This is a genomic window from Streptomyces sp. CBMA291, from assembly GCF_014596525.1.
In the GTDB taxonomy this organism is placed as follows: domain Bacteria; phylum Actinomycetota; class Actinomycetes; order Streptomycetales; family Streptomycetaceae; genus Streptomyces.
This window is the reverse complement of record NZ_MSJP01000102.1, coordinates 30,046-48,079: the sequence shown is the minus strand read 5'-3', so window position 1 is coordinate 48,079 and position 18,034 is coordinate 30,046. Positions and strand designations below refer to the sequence as shown.

Below are 18,034 nucleotides of genomic sequence, written 5' to 3'. Positions count from 1 at the left end.
CCGCAGACGCGACGCGCCGCCGCTACGCGGCGGTTCAACTGCCCTGCTCCGCAGTGCAGTTGGTGGCGTCACTTCGTGACGCCTGGTTGGATCGCTCCGCGATCCAACCGCTGCGATTCGCTCCGCGAATCGCAGTAAAAGCGGCTGACTACGGGGCAGGGTGCTGCTTGTTTTCGGATAATGGTTTCTTGCCTTTTGCCTTTCTGGTTAATTGGTTTCGGATTTTATTCTTGGATTCTTTGGTGCGGTCTATTCTTGGTTTGATGGGTGGTCATATTGGTCTGGAATTCTTTGTGTTCGTGGTTGTTGGTTGTGTGTGAGTGGTCTGGTGGGGGTGGGTGGTTGTGGTGGCTGTGTGTGGGTGCGGTTGTTTGGCGGTGTCCGCGTTGTTGGGGGGGCGGGCGGGGTTGGGGTCGCGGTTTTGTTGTGGGTGTCGGTCAGGGTGGTGGGTGGCTGGTGGGTGAGGTGGCAGGCCGCAAGGGCCGGGCTGGTGTTGGCGCGTCTGTGCGGTTGCTGGGTTGGCGTGTATCGGGTTCTGTTTGAGGTGGAGAGTGGGTCTTGGTCCGGCGGGTTGTTCTTGGCCGTGCTTCGTGTGGACTGGGGTTTTCTGGTCGGTTCTAGGCACTGGCTTTGGCAGGCGAGTGGGTCTTCAGCTTGTGCTGGGGGCCTGCTTTACCGAGCTGGTGGTGGGTAAGTGCCTGGGCATGCTGGGGCTTGACGTTCCAGCGTCTGGATGAGCGGGCTGTCGAGCAGGATGTGAAAGGAGTCTGCTTCTGGCACGAAGAGACCTGGCTGGGGGCCGGGCTCAGGCGGAGAACGGTGAGGTTCTCTTCGCCGGCCAGGCCGGGGTCTGCTCGCCCCAGGTTGCCGGTCACACCTGGGGCGAGCGGGGACGGGCTCTGGTCGTCCGTCAGATGGGGAACCGGTTCTCCGTGAGCGTGATGTCCGCGATCAGCACAGAAGGCCGGATGTCTTCCAGGGTGTTCACGAAGTGGTCCGACGCGAAGGTCATGTGCCGTTTCCTCGCCCCGGCTTGTCAGCGACTTCGCCTGGAAGGACCACTTGAACATCGACCGGCACTCGGCCCCCCGCTCGAAGACCGTCCGGGCCCGGCCCGACAGCCACGAAGAACAGACCGCGCTGCGCTTCCTGCCCTCCTACTTACCCGAGCTGCACCCGGACGAACTGGCCAACACCGGTCTTGAACGCGGCCCACTTCACACCCACCAGGCCCGGCTGAAGCCGGAGGCGGCGCCGAGGCTGAAGAACATCGGCGCCGCGAAGCCGTACCGGCCGACCGCCAGAGAGGGCGACAACTGGCCGAATCCGGGCCCGCAGCTCTCCACCAAAACGACCGGGACTGGACCTGATCACCCAGCAGCACGACCAGATCTTGAAATACACCACCACCCTGCGCCTGGGCACTACCAAGGCCGAGCAGCCCCTACCGCGCTTCACCCGAGACGGCCCCTGACCCACCTCCACCAGGATTAACCGCTCTCAGCAAAGTACGACCGGTACCAATACCAGGCTCAACCTGACACCCAAACATGCCAGAGAAGCCAGCCCTACCAGGAAGGACTGCTACGCAGAACGTACCGGGGATCACATCTGCTCCATAGCGTCGGAGCGCGGTCAGTAGTTTGCCGAAGCAGCGCGGGCTCAGCCCCGCAAACGGGGTTACTCGGGACGGCTCCGATGCCGTGATCATCACTCAGGCTGTGCTCAGTGCCGAGGCATGCCCACAGCTACGCTGGTCGAGGGAGTCCACAGTGAGCAGAACCGAGGGAGTCCGTGAATCGACCTCTGCTGTTCCTCGACGTGGACGGGCCACTCAACCCCTACGCAGCCAAGCCGGAGAGGCGACCCGACGGCTACACCACACTCCGGGTCCCCCGGGACGACGCTCGTCGGGACGACAGAGGCATGTCGTCCCGACGACGCCCCTTGCGAGTCTGGCTCAACCCGGAGCACGGACGAACCCTGCTCCAGCTCGGCTTCGAGCTGTGCTGGGCCACCACATGGATGGACGACGCCAACCGGTGGATCGCACCGGTCCTCGGCCTTCCGGAACTTCCCTTCGTGGACTTCGGCGATGTCCTGCTCCGAGAACGTCCCGATGGAGTCCACTGGAAGACCGGACCGCTAGTGGACTACGCAGGCGGCCGTCCTTTCGCTTGGGTGGACGACGAGCAGAGCGAGCTGGATCAGACCTATGTGACGGCCCATCACCAAGGTCCCGAGCTCCTCCACCACGTCAACCCACGGATTGGCATCCGGGAGAACGACTTCCACAGGCTTGCCAGCTTCGCCCAGTCCCTGGACACACCACGAACCACCGGCCGAACACCTCGCCAGCTCTGAAAGCCGCTACGCACTCGGGGTCAAGATCCTTGCGCGACAGCCTTTGGGCGATCAGGTTCAGTCGATCGTTTTGGTGGAGAGCCTCGGGCCCGGATTCGGCCAGTTGTCGCTCTCTCCGGCGGTCGGCCGGTACGGCTTCGCGGCGCCGATGTTCTTCAGCCTCGGCATCGCCTCCGGCCTCCGGCCGGACCCGTGTGTGCCGCCGGGCGGCCCGGTTAGTCTGCGCTTCCTCTCCGGCCGGCCGGTGGGCCTGGAGGGTCGCCGTGAAGGACGTGGTGTGGCCGGTGCCGCGCACGATACGAAGCATCTTGGACATGGGCGTATTCGGGACAGACGGCTCTGCCATCAGTGAACACCGGCACGCGCGGGCGGAATTCTCATTACCGTCCATTCGTATGACGACGATCACCACTCGTACGGTCGCATACCCGGCCGACAACCTGACGATGGTCGGATATCTCGCGCTCCCGGCTGGTGCCGAGCGTCGGCCCGCAGTCCTGATCGGACCTGAGGGGATGGGGCTCAGTGATGTCGAGCGCCGTCGGGCCGATGCTCTGGCCGAGCTGGGATACGTGGCCTTGGCCTTCGATCTCCACGGCGGACGCTATCTGGAGGATCCGGAGGAAATGTTGGCCCGTTGCCTGCCCCTGCTCGCCGACCCCGACCGGATGCGAGGAATCGGCCACGCGGCGCTCGATGTATTGCGCGCCGAACCGCGGGCCGACCCCGACCGGACCGCCGCCATCGGCTACGGCACCGGGGGCGCCGTAGCGCTGGAACTCGGCCGCGATGGCGTAGACCTGCGCGTGATCGCGACGGTCAATGCGCTGACCACCGGCCGACCGGGCGAGGCCGCTCGCATTCGCTGCCCGGTATGGGCCGGAGTCGGATCGGAAGACCCGATCATGCCGCCCGCGCAACGGGTCGCGTTCGCCGAAGAGATGCAAGCCGCAGGCGTCGACTGGCGCCTCACGGTCTACGGCGGAGCCCTCCACGCCTTCCACCATCCACCAGTGGACCACACCACGCCTCCCGGCGTCGGCTTCCACCCACGACACGCGCAGCGAGCCTGGCACGACGTCCTCTCCCTGCTCACCGAGTCCATACCCACCACAAACTGATCCGACCAGCAGCCGGCCTGGCCGACTCCTCGGTGCGAGTGCGGGTGCTGGCGAGTCGGTAGGAGTCGGTTCCGGTCTCGGTGATGGTGCCGTTGAAGGTGAGACGGTCGACGATGGCCGCGCAGAGGCGGGGGCGGTGAATGCCTTGGTCCAGCCGTCGAAGGACTCATTGGAGGCGATGGCGACGCTGTTCTCTTCGCGTTCGGTCAGGAACGAGGAGTTCGGCGCCTCGGCGGTCGAGTTCCGTGTGACCGAGTTCGTCGATGCAGAGCAGGTCAACGCGGCCGTAGCGGGCGATCGTCACCTGTCGTCGCACTCGGCTATCAGCAGCTCGGCGAGGAAGCCGCAGTGGGCCATCTGGTCCTTCAGCGCCCGGTCGGCGATGTCGCTGGCGGGGCAGGGGCGCTGCGCTCCTCCCCCGCAGTGTTCACCGTCGCTGGCGCGGTGGCGTCGGAGCAGGTGCTTGCAGTGGGTCACCGAGGGCAGTGGCCTGGTGTCCGGGGGAAGGTGTGCGATCCGCCACTCGTGTAGAAACGGTGGGGGTGAGTTCACCGCCGGGGAGTCGGATGTAGGCATGGGCAGTGCCGACGGATGTCCCGGAGCCGGCCGTGATCCGGGTGAGGGTGTCGTGGCGGCGTAGGTCTACCAGCGCGGCCAGCGCATGCTGGTGCGGTGGGAGTTCGCGGCGCCGATCACTCTCACGGGTGGCGATGAGCATCGTGGCCCACTCGACCACGGCATGAGGAGAGTTGCCGGGTACGGCAGGGCCGGGAATCAGCGAGGCTTTTGTGCCGGTGGGTTGAGACTTCGAACGCCTCCCCTCGACGGCACGGGAACCTCGTGCGTTGCGGCCTGTCCGCTCACCCCGTCGAGGTCACCCGATCGGTAGCCGCGCTGAAAGGCTCCTTGATCACCGCGAGGGGGACGGAGGTCGGAGTCGCGTTCGAGGACGACGCTGCCACCGGCCGAAGACATGGTCATCGAGTTGGAGTCCGGACCGTGCGGGATCGTCACCCATGGATGAGCCGAATCCGGTTTCATCGTCGCCGTCCAAGGCCCCCTGCTTCCGGCCATGAGTGGATCATGGTTTCGGCGGGCGACGGCACGACTGATTCCGAAAGATCTTCATATCGATGGCACAAACACGGAAAGAGCTGCGCCTTGCGGGTTCACCTGGCGTCGAAATCGAGCGCCATGACGGGCCGGTGGCGCCCTTACGACCGTGAATACCTGTCCGTATAAGAGCCAACCTCTACCTGCCTTCTTATGGGATGGGCTCCCCCCGTGTACACATGATCACGGCGGCCCCGAACAGCCCGGGGCGCCTCAGCCATGTGTCTTTGGGGGTACATCTGTCATGCCCAAACCCACTCGCCGCCAGGCCCTCGGGGCCGTCGTCGGCGTCGCTGCGGTCGGCGCGCTCGTCGGCGTCACCTCCGCGTTCGCGGACACCGTGCCGACCGGGACCGGGGACGAAGGAGTCTCAGCCGGGGCGCCCGGCTCATTCGACGAGGTCTTCCATGGTCGCCGTATCCAGGGCACGCCCGGCGCGGCCTACGCCAGCGCACATGCACACGCACACGCCGGGCACGACGCCGGCTACCGCGTGCTGATCGACGGCCGCGAACTCCCCGTGATGCAGCACGGGAGGAGCGGCTGGAGCAGCACGATCAACCACTATGAAAGATTCGCGACCCCGCTGGAGGCCGCTCGTACCGCGGTCGTCTCGCTCAAGGGCGCCGTCGTCGTTCCGTTCGACCCCACCGCCTGATCCGGGAGCAGCCAGCCATGACCGTACGGAAGAACCAGGCGAGCCTTGCCTCCCTTGAGAAGAAGGCATTTGTCGACGCGGTACTGGAAGTCAAACGAAAAGGCCTGTACGACGATTTCGTACTCGCCCATCGTACGCGTTTCGCGATAGACATGAACACCGGTGTGTACGTAGGCCACTTCGGGCCGTCCTTCCTGCCCTGGCACCGAAAGTTCCTCATCGATTTCGAGAACGAACTACAGAAGGTCGACGCGTCGGTCTCGATCCCGTACTGGGACTGGACGGCCGATAACACCGTCGGCTCCTCGCTCTGGGCCCCGGACTTCCTCGGCGGCACCGGACGCCCTCTGGACGACCAGGTGATGGACGGGCCGTTCGCGCATTCCGGCGGGAACTGGACGATCAACGTGTCGGTCGACAGTCGCCCCTTCCTCGCCCGCAATCTGGCCTATCGCGTGCCGTCGCTTCCGCCCCGGTCCGACGTCGACGCCGCCCTGGCCATGCCCACCTACGACTCCGCGCCCTTCCGTGACGGCTCGGCGGGATTCCGCTCCACGCTGGAGGGCTCCGCCGGGTACATGAGCATGCACAACCGGGTGCACACCTGGGTGTGGGGTCACATGGAGACGAGCGTGTCCCCGAACGATCCGGTGTTCTGGCTGCACCACGCCTTCGTCGACAAGCTCTGGGCCGACTGGCAGGCGCTCCATCCGACGAGTGCCCCGTACCTCCCCACCGGTGGGACGACCGATGTGATCGATCTGAACGAGACCATGCCGCCCTGGTCGAACACCACCCCGCAGAGCATGTTGGACCACACGCAGTTCTATACGTACGCCTGATTCGCCGTCACGGGGTGGTTCCTCCCGTGAACCCAGGCATCCCTGCCGAGCAGGTGGTTTCGGTCCGCAGGGATGAGCGGCTCTGATGGGCCATGGTTCGAACACACTGGATCGCCATCAGGATGCTGGGCGACGACCAGAGCCGCTGCGGCCACTGCACGCTCGCCGTCATAGATACCCGGGAGGCAAGCAGCGCTCTCCCCGCCGGAGCCGATCCGATGGGCGATCTGGTTCCGGCGGGCCGTCCGCGCTCCTTCCTCGACGTTCTGGCTGCCGCGCTGACCGGCTTGGCTCCGGGCAGTCGGCTTCGCAAGGGGTGTGGGAATGGCCCGGGGCCGTGCCGGGGCGCGGTGTCCGCCTCGATGGGCGCGGGTTGATTCTGCTGCCCACGTTTCACTACTCGGGGGCCCGCTGCTTCAGGACGTTCCGGGCCGTCCCGTGGTCCTGACGCACCCGGCCGGTCCCGGGTTCCCGCCTTCTGCGGGGCCGTCCGGTCGACCGGGTCGAGGCCTTGGCCGGTGTTCTGGGTCGGACCCGGCTGGACGCCCTGCGGCTGCTCGTCGAGCCTCACACCGCGACTTCCCTGACCCGTGCGCTCCGCGTCAGCAACGCGACGGCCTCGGCCCATGCGGCGGCGCTGAGATCGGCGGGCTTGACGACGACGACCCGCGTGGATCACTCGGTCACCCACCGGTGTACGGCCCTGGGCGCGCTGGTCGCGGGTGTCTGACCGGCGGGGCGGTCCGAGTGCTCCGGCAAATGTCCGAGTCGTGACGGTCGTACGGTGTGGTCTGCCGTGAGGTCCTCTACCTGTCTCGCCACCACCCGCGCCCGGACCGTGTGCCATTCCGTCGGACCTTCCATGGTTCCGCCTGGCCGGATATGTGGGCATTCCCGAGTTCCGTCGCCAGATTGGCCATGTTTCGCAAGCGCTCGTAGTACTCGACCGCGCCGTCCTCCTCATCGATGGACGGCAGGACTCTCTCGATGGCGGCGGCGGATTCGAGAAGGATTTCGCGGCGCTTCTCGTCCAGGGGGCCCTTCAGGAACGAGGAGACGCAGCCGGCGATGTCCGCGTCCAGCATCACCATGTCCTCGCCTTCGATTTCCCGACCGCGCAGGCGGGGTGGGAACGGTGCGCGCGCGTGCTCTTTCCACAGCTGTGAGAGCAGGTTCATTCCCGGTTCACTCATGGTGAAGATCATGCCATATCCATCAGGCGGCTCAAGGGGTCCGTAAAGGAGGTCGTGCGGGCCTGTCCGGATGAGTGGTCGGGGTCTGGCATGCCTTTCGCGCCGCTTTTTCCGGTGTCTTATCCGGTTCCTTTCAGCGGTCTGTGGGGTGAGTCCTGGCTGGTCAGGGTTCGGGTGCGGCGTCGTGTGGCTCTTTCTGGAACCGGAGTAAACCGTGTCCTGTACACCTACTCTGGCCGAATGAGCCTCTGGTTCGGGCGGGACGAGGGCGGAAGCATCCACGGTGTCAGCAGCACGTCCACGAGACAGGGATGACTCATGTTTGCTCGTACCTCACGTGTCGCGATCGCCACGGCTGCCACCATGCTCGCCCTGGGGGCAGCCGCCACCACGGCGCACGCCGCGCCTGTCACCCCGAGGAACTGTGTGCTCAACGTCGATTCGGGCAGTGAGCGGTGCTTCGGCACGTTCCGCGAGGCCATCGCTTTCTCCACCAGCGGGCGTATCACCGACGCGCCGGTGTCGGGGAAGCACATCGACCGGAAGCTGGCGAACCGTCTCACGGGTTTGCCGGTCACCCCGGGGGTGCAGTCCGTGCAGCTCGGCGTCGTCTACACGGACTCGAACTACGGCGGTTCCACTCTCGTCCTGGCCGGTGAGCGGGGCTGCCTGAGTGGCAACGGCCGGGACGGTCAGATCAACCTCGATGGCACCTTCAACAACTCCATCAGCTCGTTGACCACCCTGTCCTGCTGGCTGGAGCTGTGGGATGCCCCCGACACCGCCGGGATCCACCAGGAGTACCAGCAGTCGACCTCGTACGTCGGGGACGCCATGAACGACCGGGCCAGCTCGATCGCCCTGCTGTAAACACTCGTGCGCGACGGCGCCCCGTCTCCGGGAAACCGGAGGACGGGGCGCCGTTCCGCGTGGGCCGGTCGTGGCCTGGTCCCGGTCCGTGCTCAGGCGGACGCGGGGCGGGAATCCTTCAGGGAGCGGATGACCTTCAGGGCCAGTTCGATGTCCTCCGGGGAGTTGACGATGCCCGCCGAGAGGCGGACGTGGGGGACGCCGTACGGGGTGGCGTTGGCGATGACGCGGTTCTCGCGGAGGATGCGGGCGACCTCGCGGGGCGGGTAGCCGTGGACGTCGAACGTGACGATGCCGGCGGACACCTCGGGGTCGAGCGGCGTGTGGAGGGTGACGTGGTCCATCGCCGCCAGGCCCTCCTTGATCTGGCCGTTGAGTTCCGCGATGCGGTCCTGGATGCGCTTGCGGCCGATCTGCCGGACGAACTGGAACGCCTCGGCGGCGGCCCACTGGTGCTCGTACGCGGCGAATCCGCCGGGGCTGAGCCAGGCGGCTTCGGTGGGTCCGTCCGGTCGGCGGTCCTCGCGCCAGGCGGCGGAGGTCTCCTTGCTCATGAGGCTGGGGATCGTGGGCTGGAGGAGCGCCCATGCCTCGGGCTTCGCCCACACGATTCCCGTACCGCGCGGGCCGAGGATCCACTTGTGGGTGCCCGCGGAGAAGAAGTCGACGCCCATGCTCGCGACGTCCTCGTCGGCGACGCCGAAGCCGTGGACGCCGTCCACGACGATCAGGATGCGGTCCTCCTCGGCGCGGTCGCGGTTCAGGTCGGCGATGGCGTCGGCGATCCGGGCCATCGGCAGGCGTACGCCGGTGTTGGAGTGGACCCAGGCGACGCCGAAGACGCGGGTCTGGGGGCGTACGGCGGCGCGGATGCGGGTGATGGCCTCGTCCACGGAGAAGTCCGGCGAGGAGTCGTAGAGGGAGATGGCGTGCGTGGTCGCGCCCCATTTCTCGGCGGCCAGGCGGATGGCTTCGTGGTGCGGGTAGAACTCGTGGGTGGTGGTGAGGATTTCCTGGCCGGGCTTCAGTCGCAGGCCGTTGTAGATGAGGGCGAGGCCTGTGGTGGTGCTGGTGGTGAGGGCGATTTCGTTCGGTTGTCCGCCGACGTATTCGGCGGCTTCGGCGCATACCTTGCGCCAGATCATGTCTTCTTCGCGGCCGAACATGTTGTCGTCGAGGGTGCTGTGCGGGTCGAAGTCGAATGCGTTGCGGTATTTCGTGAGGGCGTCGCGGACGGGGGTGGGGTTCGACGCCAAGTAGAAGTTCGACAGGTGGGCGAGGTCGGGCGAGAGGAGGAACTGTGCGCGGACGGATTTCCAGTCCTGCGGGTCGAAGGGCTGGTTTTCGTCCGTCTCCGTGGTGTCCGGAGAGGGCTCGGCGGTCGAGCCGGCCGGGCCCGCGGGATGCGAAAGGGACATCGTCTCTCCTCTGTGTGCGGGTGGGTTCCGCGTGGGTGGGTCTCGCGTGTGAGTTTCGCGTGTGGGTTTCTTTATCGACCGGTTGTCTTCACGGTTCTTCAGTGAGATTAGGTGGCGCTCATGGGAGCGTCAAGGAGAGGAATCCGGAACTCGAAAGGGGTGCGTCGTATCGAATTCTTTCGATTATTTCCGGCTGCTGTGCGGTGCCTTTCGGACGTGCGCGGGGTGGGTGACGGCGAGCGGTCCGGGAGTCCTCGAAGGGGCTCCCGGACCGCTCGCCGTGTTGTCGTGTCCTAGGCGGTTTCCGCCTTCTGTCGTTCCTCCTGTCCGGTGTCGGTCGTCTCGGGGCGGAGGTCTCCCCCGGTTTTGGCCGCCAGGCCTCCGCCCACCGCCCAGACGATCAGTGCGCAGGCCGCGAATCCGGCGCCGAGGAGGCTGGATCCGACCCATCCGTGGGAGGTGAAGACGGAGGTGGTGGCGGCCGCTCCGAGGGCGGAGCCGAGGGAGTAGAAGACCATGTAGCCGCCGATGACGCCGCTGGTGCGGTCCGGGTGGGCGGTGGTGAGCATGTGCTGGTTGCTCACGTGGACGACCTGGACGGCGAAGTCGAGGACGATGACGCCGATGACGAGCAGCCACAGGGACCAGGTGAGTTGAGCGGTCGCGGTCCAGGAGACGATGAGGAGGACCAGTGCGAGGCCGGCCATCGGGATCGCCCGTCCGGCGTCGGCCCACCGTCCGGCGCGTGCGGCGCCGAGGGCGCCGGCGAGTCCGGCGACACCGAACATGCCGATCTGGCTCTCGCTCAGGTGCCAGGGTGCGTCGGCCAGGGGCAGGGACAGTCCGCTCCACAGCGTTCCGAACGACGCGAACAGGAAGAACGCGATGAAGCCGCGGGTCAGGAAGAGCCGTTGTCCGAACAGGCCACCGAGGGCGGCGACGGCCTGTCGGTACCCGGTAGGGCGGCGGGCGGCGCCTTCGGGTGGCAGGGCGCGCAGGACGAGGGCGGCGAGGCCGAGTGCCAGGACGCCGAGGACGACGTAGATGCTGCGCCAGCCCCAGTGGTCGGCGAGGAGGCCGGTGACGACGCGGGCGCCGAGGATGCCGACCACGACGCCGGAGGTGACGACGCCGATGTTCCGTCCGCGTTCCTCGGGGGGTGAGGCCGAGGCGGCGTAGGCCACCGTGGTCTGGACGACGACGGCGAACATGCCGGCCAGTGCGAGACCGGCGAAGGCCATCCAGGCGGCCGATGCCGTGGCCGTGAGGATGAGGCCCGCCGCGGTGATCGTCAGGTGCACGGCGATGAGCCGGCTTCTGTTGGCGACCACGTCGCCGAGCGGTACGAGCAGGACCAGACCGGCCAGGTAGCCGAACTGGCCGACCGAGACGATCCATCCGAGTTGTCCTGCGGAGACTCCGAGGCTTTCGCCCATCGGGGCCAGCACGGGCTGCGCGGCGTAGACGCTCGCCACCGCGACTCCACAGATGATCGCCAGCAGTAACCGTCGCCAGACGTCCATCGCACTCCCATCAGAGATAAGTAGCAAAGTGAAACCAATTTGACCGTAGGGCATGATGGTCTCAATACGCAACTCATCTAGGAGGTGTCATGCCGCGCTCCTCCACCGGCGCTCCGAGCCCCGCCTGGACCGACCCCGACTGTCCCGTCGCCCGTACGCTCGACCTGGTCGGCGACCGCTGGAGCCTGCTGGTCATCCGGGACGCGATGGACGGGGCGCGTTCCTTCACCGAGTTCCAGCGGCGCACCGGGATCGCCCGCAACATCCTCAGCGACCGGCTGCGCAAGCTCGGCGCCCACGGTGTCCTCGTCCAGCAGACCGCGCCCACGGGCCGACGGCTGGAGTACGTGCTCACCGACAGCGGACGCGATCTCTTCCCCGTCCTGCTCACGCTGCGCCAGTGGGGGGAGCGGCACGCCTTCGATCCCGGCGAGCCGCACTCCACGCTGGTCGACGAGCACTCCGTCCCGGTGCCCGAGGTGACCCCGACCGGTGCCGACGGCGCGCTCCTCGACGCCGGGACCACGCATGTGCGGAAAACCGAGGGAAATCGGTGAGGTGTTCGTGAGGTGACGGTCAGCGTCCGGGTCCACGCACACAGAGCGAGGAGACGACGCCGACCTGCTCACGGGCCGCGCCCGGGGGCCATACGACCTCCACCGGGATGCCCCGGGCGCGGGCGTACGCCACCATGTGGGCGGTGGCGTCCCGGCCGCTGGACGGCGAGCCGTCCCAGACGGCGAGCAGTCCTGCGCAGCCGCCGACGAGCTGTTCGTCCGCGCTCACGCAGGCGTCCCGGTCCAGCGGGTCGAAGGGCAGCATCCGGATCCCCTCGGCGAGCGCCAGCAGCTCGCGGTGGGCCTCCCGGTCGCGGGGCGGCGCGTCGGCGAGGACCTCGGGCCTCTCCGGGAGGAGTACGACCAGGCGTCGGCCGGCCTCGTGCATCAGCCGTCCGAACACCGCCGGCACTCCGGCGCCGGTGCGGACGAGTCCGGTCGTGTCCGGCGGGAGCCCTTGCAGCCGCTCCCGCAGTTCGCCCCGTACCAGCTTCCAGGTGTCGGGGGTCAGGTCGGCGTGTCCGACCGCCGCGATCATCCGTCCGCTCGTTTCCCCGCCCTGGGGTGTGCCGCGCGGGTGTCCGCCGGGTCGGGGTCCCGGGCGGTGGCGGTCAGTCGGCATGGTCCGCACGCGTCAGTTCGGTGCGCAGCAGGTCCAGGCCCATCGGTCCCAGGTTCAGGGCGTGGTGGTGGAAGCGTGCGAGGTCGAAGGCGGCGCCGTCGCGGCGGCGGGCTGCCTCGCGCGATTCCAGCCACACCTTCTCGCCCAGTTTGTAGGCGAGGGCCTGGCCGGGGCGGCCCAGGTACCGGTCGATCTCGAAGGCGACGAAGGAGGGCGGGCCGAGACCGCAGTGGTCGGTGAGGAAGGCGTGGGCCAGTCGGGGGGTCCAGTGTTCGCCCTCGTGGAAGCCGGTGCCTGCGGGGATGGGGAGGCGTAGGTGCAGTCCGATGTCCAGGACGACCCGTGCGGCGCGCAGGAGTTGTCCGGTGGCCAGCATGCCGAGGCGGTGGGCGGGGTCGGCGAAGTGGCCGAGTTCCTCCATGAGCCGTTCGGCGTACAGGCCCCAGCCTTCGCAGTGGCCGGGGTGCAGTTCGCTGGAGAGTCGCTGGAAGCGGTTGAGGGTGGTCGTGTTGAGGGTGGTGGTGCCCAGTTGGAGGTGGTGGCCCGGGACGCCCTCGTGGAACATGGTGCCCGGTACGGTCCAGGTCGGGGCGGGGGCGTCCGGGTCGGGGCGCGACCACCAGATCGTGCCGGGGCGTGACAGGTCCTCGCTGGGGGCCAGGTAGACGGCGGGGCCGTCGCCGGGGGCGATCCGGCAGTCGATGCGGCGCAGGGCCTCGGGGATGGTGAAGTGGGTGCCGTCGAGGTCGGCGATGGCGGTGTCGGCGAGTTCCTGGAGCCAGTCGCGGAAGGCCTCGGCGCCCGTGATGCGGTGGCGTGGGTCGCGGTCGAGGGCCGCGAGGACGGCGGGCACCGGCTCGCCGGGGGCGATGAGGGCGGCCGTGGCGGTCATCTCCCGCTGGATCCGGCCGAGTTCCTCCCAGCCCCAGGCGTAGGTGTCGTGCAGGTCGAGGCGGGTGCCGAGGAATTCGCGTACGCCCAGTCGGTAGCGGTCCTCGCCGACGGCGTCCTGTTCGGGTGCGTCCGCGGCGAGTTCTTCGGCCAGGTAGGCGGCGAACCGTGCGAGGGCTTCGTCGGCGGCGGTCGCGGCCTGGTCCAGGGCGGTCCGCAGGGGTCCGTGGCCGTGTCCCGCAGGCAGGGCGGCGAAGGATGCCCGGGTGTCCTGGCAGTCCCGGGCGTTGCGGATGACCTGGCGGTGGGGGGCGACCCTGCCGCGGCGCCGGGCGGTCTCCAGGCTCTCGTGGAGTCCGGCCAGGGTGGCGGGGACGGCGCGCAGCCGGGTCAGCAGTGTCTCCCAGGCGGTGTCGGGGCCCTGGTCGAGGAGTCCGACCGCCTGGCGTATCCGCTGGACCGGGCCGTCGAGGGTGTCGAGGAGGGTGCCGTAGGCGTCGGTGTCGGCCAGGGCGACTTCCGTGGCGAGCCGTTCGCCGAGGACGGCGGCGGCGATGCGTTCGGTGTCCTCGGTGACGGGGGTGGCCTCGACCGCCTTGAGGGTCCGGCGGGCCAGTTCGGCCCGTTCTCCGGTGGCCCGGGGGCCGAAGTCGGTCAGCCGGTGCTCGTGCCCGGCGACGCCCATCGCGGCCGCCAGGCACGGGTCCAGGGCGGCCATGTCGTCCACGTACCGGTCCGCGAGGTCGCTCAGGGCGCTCATGGGCGGGTCCGTTCGGCCGTGGCGGGGGTGTGGTGTGTCATACCAGGACCTGTTCCGGGGTGGTCGGGGCGGCCGGGCGGGTGCGGACCGTGAGGGTGTCGAACAGGCCGGTGATCCAGTCGCGGCTGCCTTCGGGGGTGTCGCTCGCGACGATCCCGGTGAGGACGGCCTCGCCGGACTGGTAGGTGATGTGCCGGGGCAGTGGTGTGCCGGCCGGGAGTTCGTTCCAGGCGACGACGGCCGGGGCTTCCCGGAATTCCGTCGCGCCTTCGAGTCCCCGGAACTCCTGTCCGGCCAGGTGGTGGCCGGGGTAGACGAACCAGCCGTAGCGGCGCAGGGCGGTGGGGGGCTTGGGGAGGGTGCCCGCGATGGGTTCGCCGAGCAGGGCCCGCAGTTCGTACGAGGGGAGGTGGACGCCGGTGGCCAGTTCGACGGTGGCGACGACGTCGGCTCCGCCCACCCGGTTGCCGACTTCGAGGAAGACGAGTTCGCCGTCGTGGACGATGGCTTCGAGGTGGAAGCTGCCGTCCTCGATGCGTACGGCGGCCAGGGCGCGGGCGACCCAGGTGCGGGTCTGCTCGGAGTATCCCGTCTGGAAGGATCCCAGCGGGCTGCCCTGGGCGTAGCGCAGGCAGGTGCCCACGTATTCGCTGGCGCTGAGGAGGAGGACTTCGCCGCCTTGGACGAGGCCGTCGAAGTGCCGGATGGGGCCGGTGACGAACTCCTCGACCTGGAAGTCCTCCAGGTCCTTTCCCGCGTCGAGCCCGGGGATGCCGGTGCGGCGCTCCGTGACGGCGGCGGCGGCCTGGGCCGGGGTGTCGTAGACCAGGACGTCCTCGCTCGACGCGCCCCGGTGGGGCTTGAGCACGGTCGGGCCGTGCCAGGCGGCGGCCGTCCCTCCTTCGGTCGTGAGGAAGTCCGGCAGAGGGAGGAAGCGCGGGACCCTGAGGCCGGCGTTCTCGACCGCCTGCTTCATCAGGACCTTGTCGCGGGAGAGGGCGACCTGGGCCGCGGGGGCGCCGGGGGCGCCGAGGTGTTCACGCAGCAGGGCGGCGTCGAGGAGTTCGTACTCCGATATCGAGAGGACCCGGTCGAAGGTGCGGGGCCGGTTCGCCAGCCAGTCGCGGGCCTCCTCGAAGGCGGGGCGGGTGCCGGGGCGGCTCGCCCGTTCGCAGCGCAGGCCGTCGGGGAGGGTGGCCAGGGCCTGGTCGGTTCCGAAGTAGGTGACGTCGTGCAGGTCGTGGGAGATCCCCCGGTGGTATTCGATCTTGAAGTAGGGCACGCGGTGCAGGATGAGGATCTTCATCAGGCCTTCCTGACGGGAGTGGGGAGGGTGAGGGCCCGGTCCAGGGCGTCCTGCCAGGCGTCGCGGAGCGTGTGGACGACGGTGCGGATGTCGGCGCGGTCGCCGCGCAGGACGACGCAGCCCTGTGCGGCGAAGTCGGCGTTGTCGCGGGCGACGGCGTGCAGGTCGCGGCGCTCGTGGGAGAGCCAGGTGAACGCGGTGGCGGTCAGTTCCCCGTCGGCGAGGCCGAAGCGTTCGGCGGTGGCCCTGACGGCATCGGCGAAGGGGTCGGTGTCGGCGGCGATGTCGTCCGGGTGGAAGGAGCGGTCGGTGGCGACGCCGAGGAGCACGGTGGCCGCCGCGCGGCCGGGCACGAGCCGGTCGACGGGGGCGGCCGTGCCGAACGCCGTGTCGATCCAGCGGTGGTGGAGGTCGATTCCGTAGACCCAGTGGGCCAGGGACCAGATCTTCATGCCACCCGGGCGCCGGTTGGGCTCCACGACCGCGGCGCGCAGTCCGTCGTCGCTCAGCTTGATCTCGTTGTGGAACGGTCCGTCGCACTGGCCGACCAGCCAGTTCGCCTGGCGTCCGGCCCGGTGCAGGGTGGCGCGTTCGTGGGCGTCGAGGCGGGCGGGCAGGACCTGGGCGACTTCGACGGGGTAGCGGCCGGTGGCGCTGATCTTCTCGGTGAGGAATTCGAGCGAGCCGAGTCCGTCGTGGGAGTACTCGCGCCGGTACGGGATGAGTTCCTCGCAGATCACCCCGCCTTCCAGATAGGGCAGGACCTCGGCGAACACGGCGGTCAGGTCGTCGCCGTGGCGGACCACGACGACGCCCCGGTTGTTGCCCTCGGCCGCCGGTTTGACGACGAAGCCTTCGGGGTGGTCGCGCGCGAAGGCTCTCAGCTGGTCGAGCGAGGCGATCTCGGCGAAGGCGGGAACCATGATCCGCTGGGGTTCCAGGAAGTCGGCGACGCGAGTCTCGGTGAGCCGGTAGCGGTATTTGGAGAACGCTCCCCCGGCGAGGCGGGGCGAGTCGACGGGGACGCCGAGCCGCCGGAGAAGGTCGGCGCCGCTGTGAACCGCGTTGTCAGAGAAAACGATGCCGGCCCTGATCCGGTCGCGTCGGTCGGCGAGGAGCTTCTCGCCCATCTCGGCGAAGTCGTCGCGCAGCGGGTCGAGGTCGATCACCTCGTCGGCGATGGCGCGGTCGGCGTCGGTGGGGTCGGCGCGGATGAGGATCACCGTCGCGCCGTGGCGGTCGCGGGCGTGGTTCCGCAGGTGGCGGACCTCGTCGATCCGGCTCAGGTTGTAGTCGACGACGAGGAGGATCGGGGGGTTCATCCGCGCTCCTTTTCGTACACGATCTCGATGGCGTGTTCGGAGGCGGGCCGCAGCGCGGGGAGGATCGTGTCGCGTTCGGTGCGGTCCATGCTCCAGAGCACCTGGCCGAGGAACACCTCTCGCGCGGACGAGCGGATGGTGTCGCCGGGCTTGAGGAGGATGTGCGAGAGGACCGGCCGCAGGGGGAGGTCGTCGGCGAGCCGGACCTCCCGGATGGTCCCGGGGTCGGCGAAGAAGACACGGAAGAACGTGGCGCCGCGTCCCTGCGGGGTGCCGTCGGGCGTGTACGAGAGGGCGTGCAGTTCCTCCCGGAAGGCGGCCGGCCGGTGGGCGGTGAGCAGGGAGTCGAGCCAGAGGTCGAGCAGGTCGGGGCCGCCGGTGAGGGCGGCGACGCTGGGCGAGATCAGGCTGCCGCCGACGCGCGGGTTGACCTCGATGAGGTCCCAGCCGGACGGGGAGTGGCGTGCTTCGACGTGGAAGCAGCCCCAGCCGAGACCGAGGGTGTCCAGGACGCTCTTCACCCAGCGGATCCCGGCGGCGGTCTCCTGCGGCGAGACGCTGACGGGCGGGCTGACGCAGGCGTCCTCCAGGACGGTGTTCGCGGTCTCCGTGACCTCACACTTCTCGTGTACGGCGATCACGTGGGGTTCATGGTCGACGGCGATGACCTCGAAGCTGAACTCGCGTCCGGGTACGTAGTCCTCGATGAGGAACCGCATCGCGGGGGCCGTGGGGTTCACAGGGCCCTTGGAGTTCACAGGGCCTGTGGGGTTCACAGGGCTCGTGGGGTCCGCGGGGTCCGGGTCCGGGGTGAAGACGCCGGCGTAGACCGTGTCGGAGCGGGCTTCGGCGGCGATGCGTTCCAGGTCGGCCCAGGTGGTGGCGGCGGTGAGGGGGAACGTTCCGAAGGAGGCGATGCCGCTGACCGGTTTCACGAAGTAGCGGCCGCCGTCGCGCTGGTGTGCGGCGAGCGTCTCGGGGGTGAGCAGGGAGGCGCGCCCCCGGGTGAGCCCGGCGTCGGCGAGGCGGTTGCGCAGTGTCGCCTTGTCGCGCAGTTCGAGGACCTGCTTCTCGTCCAGGTCCGGTACTCCCAGACGGGCGTTGGCCAGGGCCATCAAGTGCCGGTAGCCCTCCCAGACGGTGAGGCAGCCTTCGATCCGTGCGCCTTCGGCGCGGAGCCGGTCGAGGTGGTTCTCGACGTCGTGTGCGGTCAGGACGTGTCCGGCCGTCACCCGGATGTCGTCCGCGAGACCGGCCAGCTCGGCCGGCCGGGTCTTCTGGTGCTGCGGTTCCGGCAGCGAGCTGAGCACATGGCACTTCAGCCCCCGTGCCTTGACCGCGCCGACGAGGTCCTCCATGAACGAGAATCCGACGTGGCTGAGCAGCAGTACTCCCCTGGCGTTCTCGGTGCTCAATCCGGCCTCCTTGCCGGCGGGCGGGGGCGCGGCGCGGCGGGCGCCGCGCCCCCGCTGGG

At 68.7% G+C, this 18,034-nt stretch carries 17 protein-coding genes and 3 pseudogenes; 8 read left to right on the top strand and 12 right to left on the bottom strand.

The features are described 5' to 3' along the window. On the top strand, positions 1 to 320 hold a 320-nt coding region (locus tag BU197_RS30760), incomplete at its 5' end, for a hypothetical protein (protein ID WP_223184130.1). 1,283 nt (positions 321 to 1,603) lie between these two features. Here BU197_RS30760 and BU197_RS24785 read toward each other — a convergent pair. Continuing rightward, positions 1,604 to 1,711 (bottom strand): annotated as a pseudogene (locus BU197_RS24785) (IS5/IS1182 family transposase); the annotation flags it as partial. Between the two features lie 83 nt (positions 1,712 to 1,794). Between BU197_RS24785 and BU197_RS24780 the strand changes: the two are divergent. Beyond that, a complete protein-coding gene (locus tag BU197_RS24780; RefSeq protein ID WP_188270529.1) occupies positions 1,795 to 2,364 on the top strand; it encodes a hypothetical protein in 570 nt (189 codons plus the stop codon). A 395-nt stretch (positions 2,365 to 2,759) separates the two neighbouring features. Further along, a complete protein-coding gene (locus BU197_RS24775) occupies positions 2,760 to 3,485 on the top strand; it encodes a dienelactone hydrolase family protein (protein WP_188270528.1) in 726 nt (241 codons plus the stop codon). Here BU197_RS24775 and BU197_RS30755 read toward each other — a convergent pair. From BU197_RS30755 to BU197_RS30750, 3 genes and pseudogenes are all read right to left on the bottom strand, one after another. Next, positions 3,457 to 3,786: pseudogene (locus BU197_RS30755) on the bottom strand (ATP-binding protein); the annotation flags it as partial. The gene BU197_RS24775 and the pseudogene BU197_RS30755 sit on opposite strands and share 29 nt — an antisense overlap. Continuing rightward, complete coding sequence (locus BU197_RS24770) at positions 3,786 to 3,962, bottom strand: hypothetical protein (RefSeq protein WP_188270533.1); 177 nt, start codon at positions 3,960 to 3,962, stop codon at positions 3,786 to 3,788. The pseudogene BU197_RS30755 and the gene BU197_RS24770, both read right to left, overlap by 1 nt. 67 nt (positions 3,963 to 4,029) lie before the next feature. Next, positions 4,030 to 4,263 (bottom strand): annotated as a pseudogene (locus BU197_RS30750) (IS5/IS1182 family transposase); the annotation flags it as partial. Positions 4,264 to 4,842: 579 nt separating this feature from the next. Here BU197_RS30750 and melC1 point away from each other — a divergent pair. The 3 genes from melC1 to BU197_RS30745 all read left to right on the top strand — a co-directional run bounded on the left by melC1 (position 4,843) and on the right by BU197_RS30745 (position 6,828). After that, positions 4,843 to 5,256, top strand: a complete 414-nt coding sequence (melC1, locus tag BU197_RS24765; RefSeq protein ID WP_188270527.1) for an apotyrosinase chaperone MelC1 — start codon at positions 4,843 to 4,845, stop codon at positions 5,254 to 5,256. A gap of 17 nt (positions 5,257 to 5,273) precedes the next feature. Then, positions 5,274 to 6,098, top strand: coding sequence for a tyrosinase family protein (locus BU197_RS24760; protein ID WP_188270526.1), 825 nt, complete (start codon positions 5,274 to 5,276; stop codon positions 6,096 to 6,098). Between the two features lie 511 nt (positions 6,099 to 6,609). Further along, complete coding sequence (locus tag BU197_RS30745) at positions 6,610 to 6,828, top strand: helix-turn-helix domain-containing protein (RefSeq protein WP_223183388.1); 219 nt, start codon at positions 6,610 to 6,612, stop codon at positions 6,826 to 6,828. 76 nt (positions 6,829 to 6,904) lie between these two features. On the opposite strand, the gene BU197_RS24750 is transcribed toward BU197_RS30745, so the two are convergent. Next, a complete protein-coding gene (locus tag BU197_RS24750) occupies positions 6,905 to 7,303 on the bottom strand; it encodes a hypothetical protein (protein WP_223183387.1) in 399 nt (132 codons plus the stop codon). A gap of 306 nt (positions 7,304 to 7,609) precedes the next feature. Between BU197_RS24750 and BU197_RS24745 the strand changes: the two genes are divergently transcribed. Beyond that, complete coding sequence (locus tag BU197_RS24745; protein WP_188270525.1) at positions 7,610 to 8,161, top strand: hypothetical protein; 552 nt, start codon at positions 7,610 to 7,612, stop codon at positions 8,159 to 8,161. Positions 8,162 to 8,253: 92 nt separating this feature from the next. On the opposite strand, the gene BU197_RS24740 is transcribed toward BU197_RS24745, so the two are convergent. Then, positions 8,254 to 9,579: an aminotransferase class V-fold PLP-dependent enzyme gene (locus BU197_RS24740; protein ID WP_188270524.1), complete on the bottom strand. Its 1,326-nt coding sequence runs from the start codon at positions 9,577 to 9,579 to the stop codon at positions 8,254 to 8,256. Positions 9,580 to 9,872: 293 nt separating this feature from the next. Then, a complete protein-coding gene (locus BU197_RS24735) occupies positions 9,873 to 11,102 on the bottom strand; it encodes an MFS transporter (protein WP_188270523.1) in 1,230 nt (409 codons plus the stop codon). A gap of 89 nt (positions 11,103 to 11,191) precedes the next feature. Between BU197_RS24735 and BU197_RS24730 the strand changes: the two genes are divergently transcribed. Beyond that, positions 11,192 to 11,659 carry a winged helix-turn-helix transcriptional regulator gene (locus tag BU197_RS24730; RefSeq protein ID WP_188270522.1) on the top strand — a complete coding sequence of 156 codons (468 nt, stop codon included), beginning with the start codon at positions 11,192 to 11,194 and terminating at the stop codon, positions 11,657 to 11,659. A gap of 19 nt (positions 11,660 to 11,678) precedes the next feature. Here BU197_RS24730 and BU197_RS24725 read toward each other — a convergent pair whose 3' ends face one another. The 5 genes from BU197_RS24725 to BU197_RS24705 form a co-directional block, all read right to left on the bottom strand. Then, complete coding sequence (locus BU197_RS24725) at positions 11,679 to 12,197, bottom strand: hypothetical protein (RefSeq protein WP_188270521.1); 519 nt, start codon at positions 12,195 to 12,197, stop codon at positions 11,679 to 11,681. Between the two features lie 73 nt (positions 12,198 to 12,270). Then, positions 12,271 to 13,932 carry a DUF885 domain-containing protein gene (locus BU197_RS24720; RefSeq protein WP_188270520.1) on the bottom strand — a complete coding sequence of 554 codons (1,662 nt, stop codon included), beginning with the start codon at positions 13,930 to 13,932 and terminating at the stop codon, positions 12,271 to 12,273. A 37-nt stretch (positions 13,933 to 13,969) separates the two neighbouring features. After that, positions 13,970 to 15,238, bottom strand: a complete 1,269-nt coding sequence (locus BU197_RS24715) for an acetyl-CoA carboxylase biotin carboxylase subunit family protein (RefSeq protein WP_188270519.1) — start codon at positions 15,236 to 15,238, stop codon at positions 13,970 to 13,972. After that, positions 15,238 to 16,560, bottom strand: coding sequence for an acetyl-CoA carboxylase biotin carboxylase subunit family protein (locus BU197_RS24710; RefSeq protein WP_188270518.1), 1,323 nt, complete (start codon positions 16,558 to 16,560; stop codon positions 15,238 to 15,240). The genes BU197_RS24715 and BU197_RS24710 overlap by 1 nt, the downstream gene beginning before the upstream one ends. Then, positions 16,557 to 17,975, bottom strand: a complete 1,419-nt coding sequence (locus BU197_RS24705) for an acetyl-CoA carboxylase biotin carboxylase subunit family protein (protein ID WP_223183386.1) — start codon at positions 17,973 to 17,975, stop codon at positions 16,557 to 16,559. Before BU197_RS24705 ends, BU197_RS24710 begins: the two co-directional genes overlap by 4 nt. Between the last annotated feature and the right edge of the window lie 59 nt (positions 17,976 to 18,034).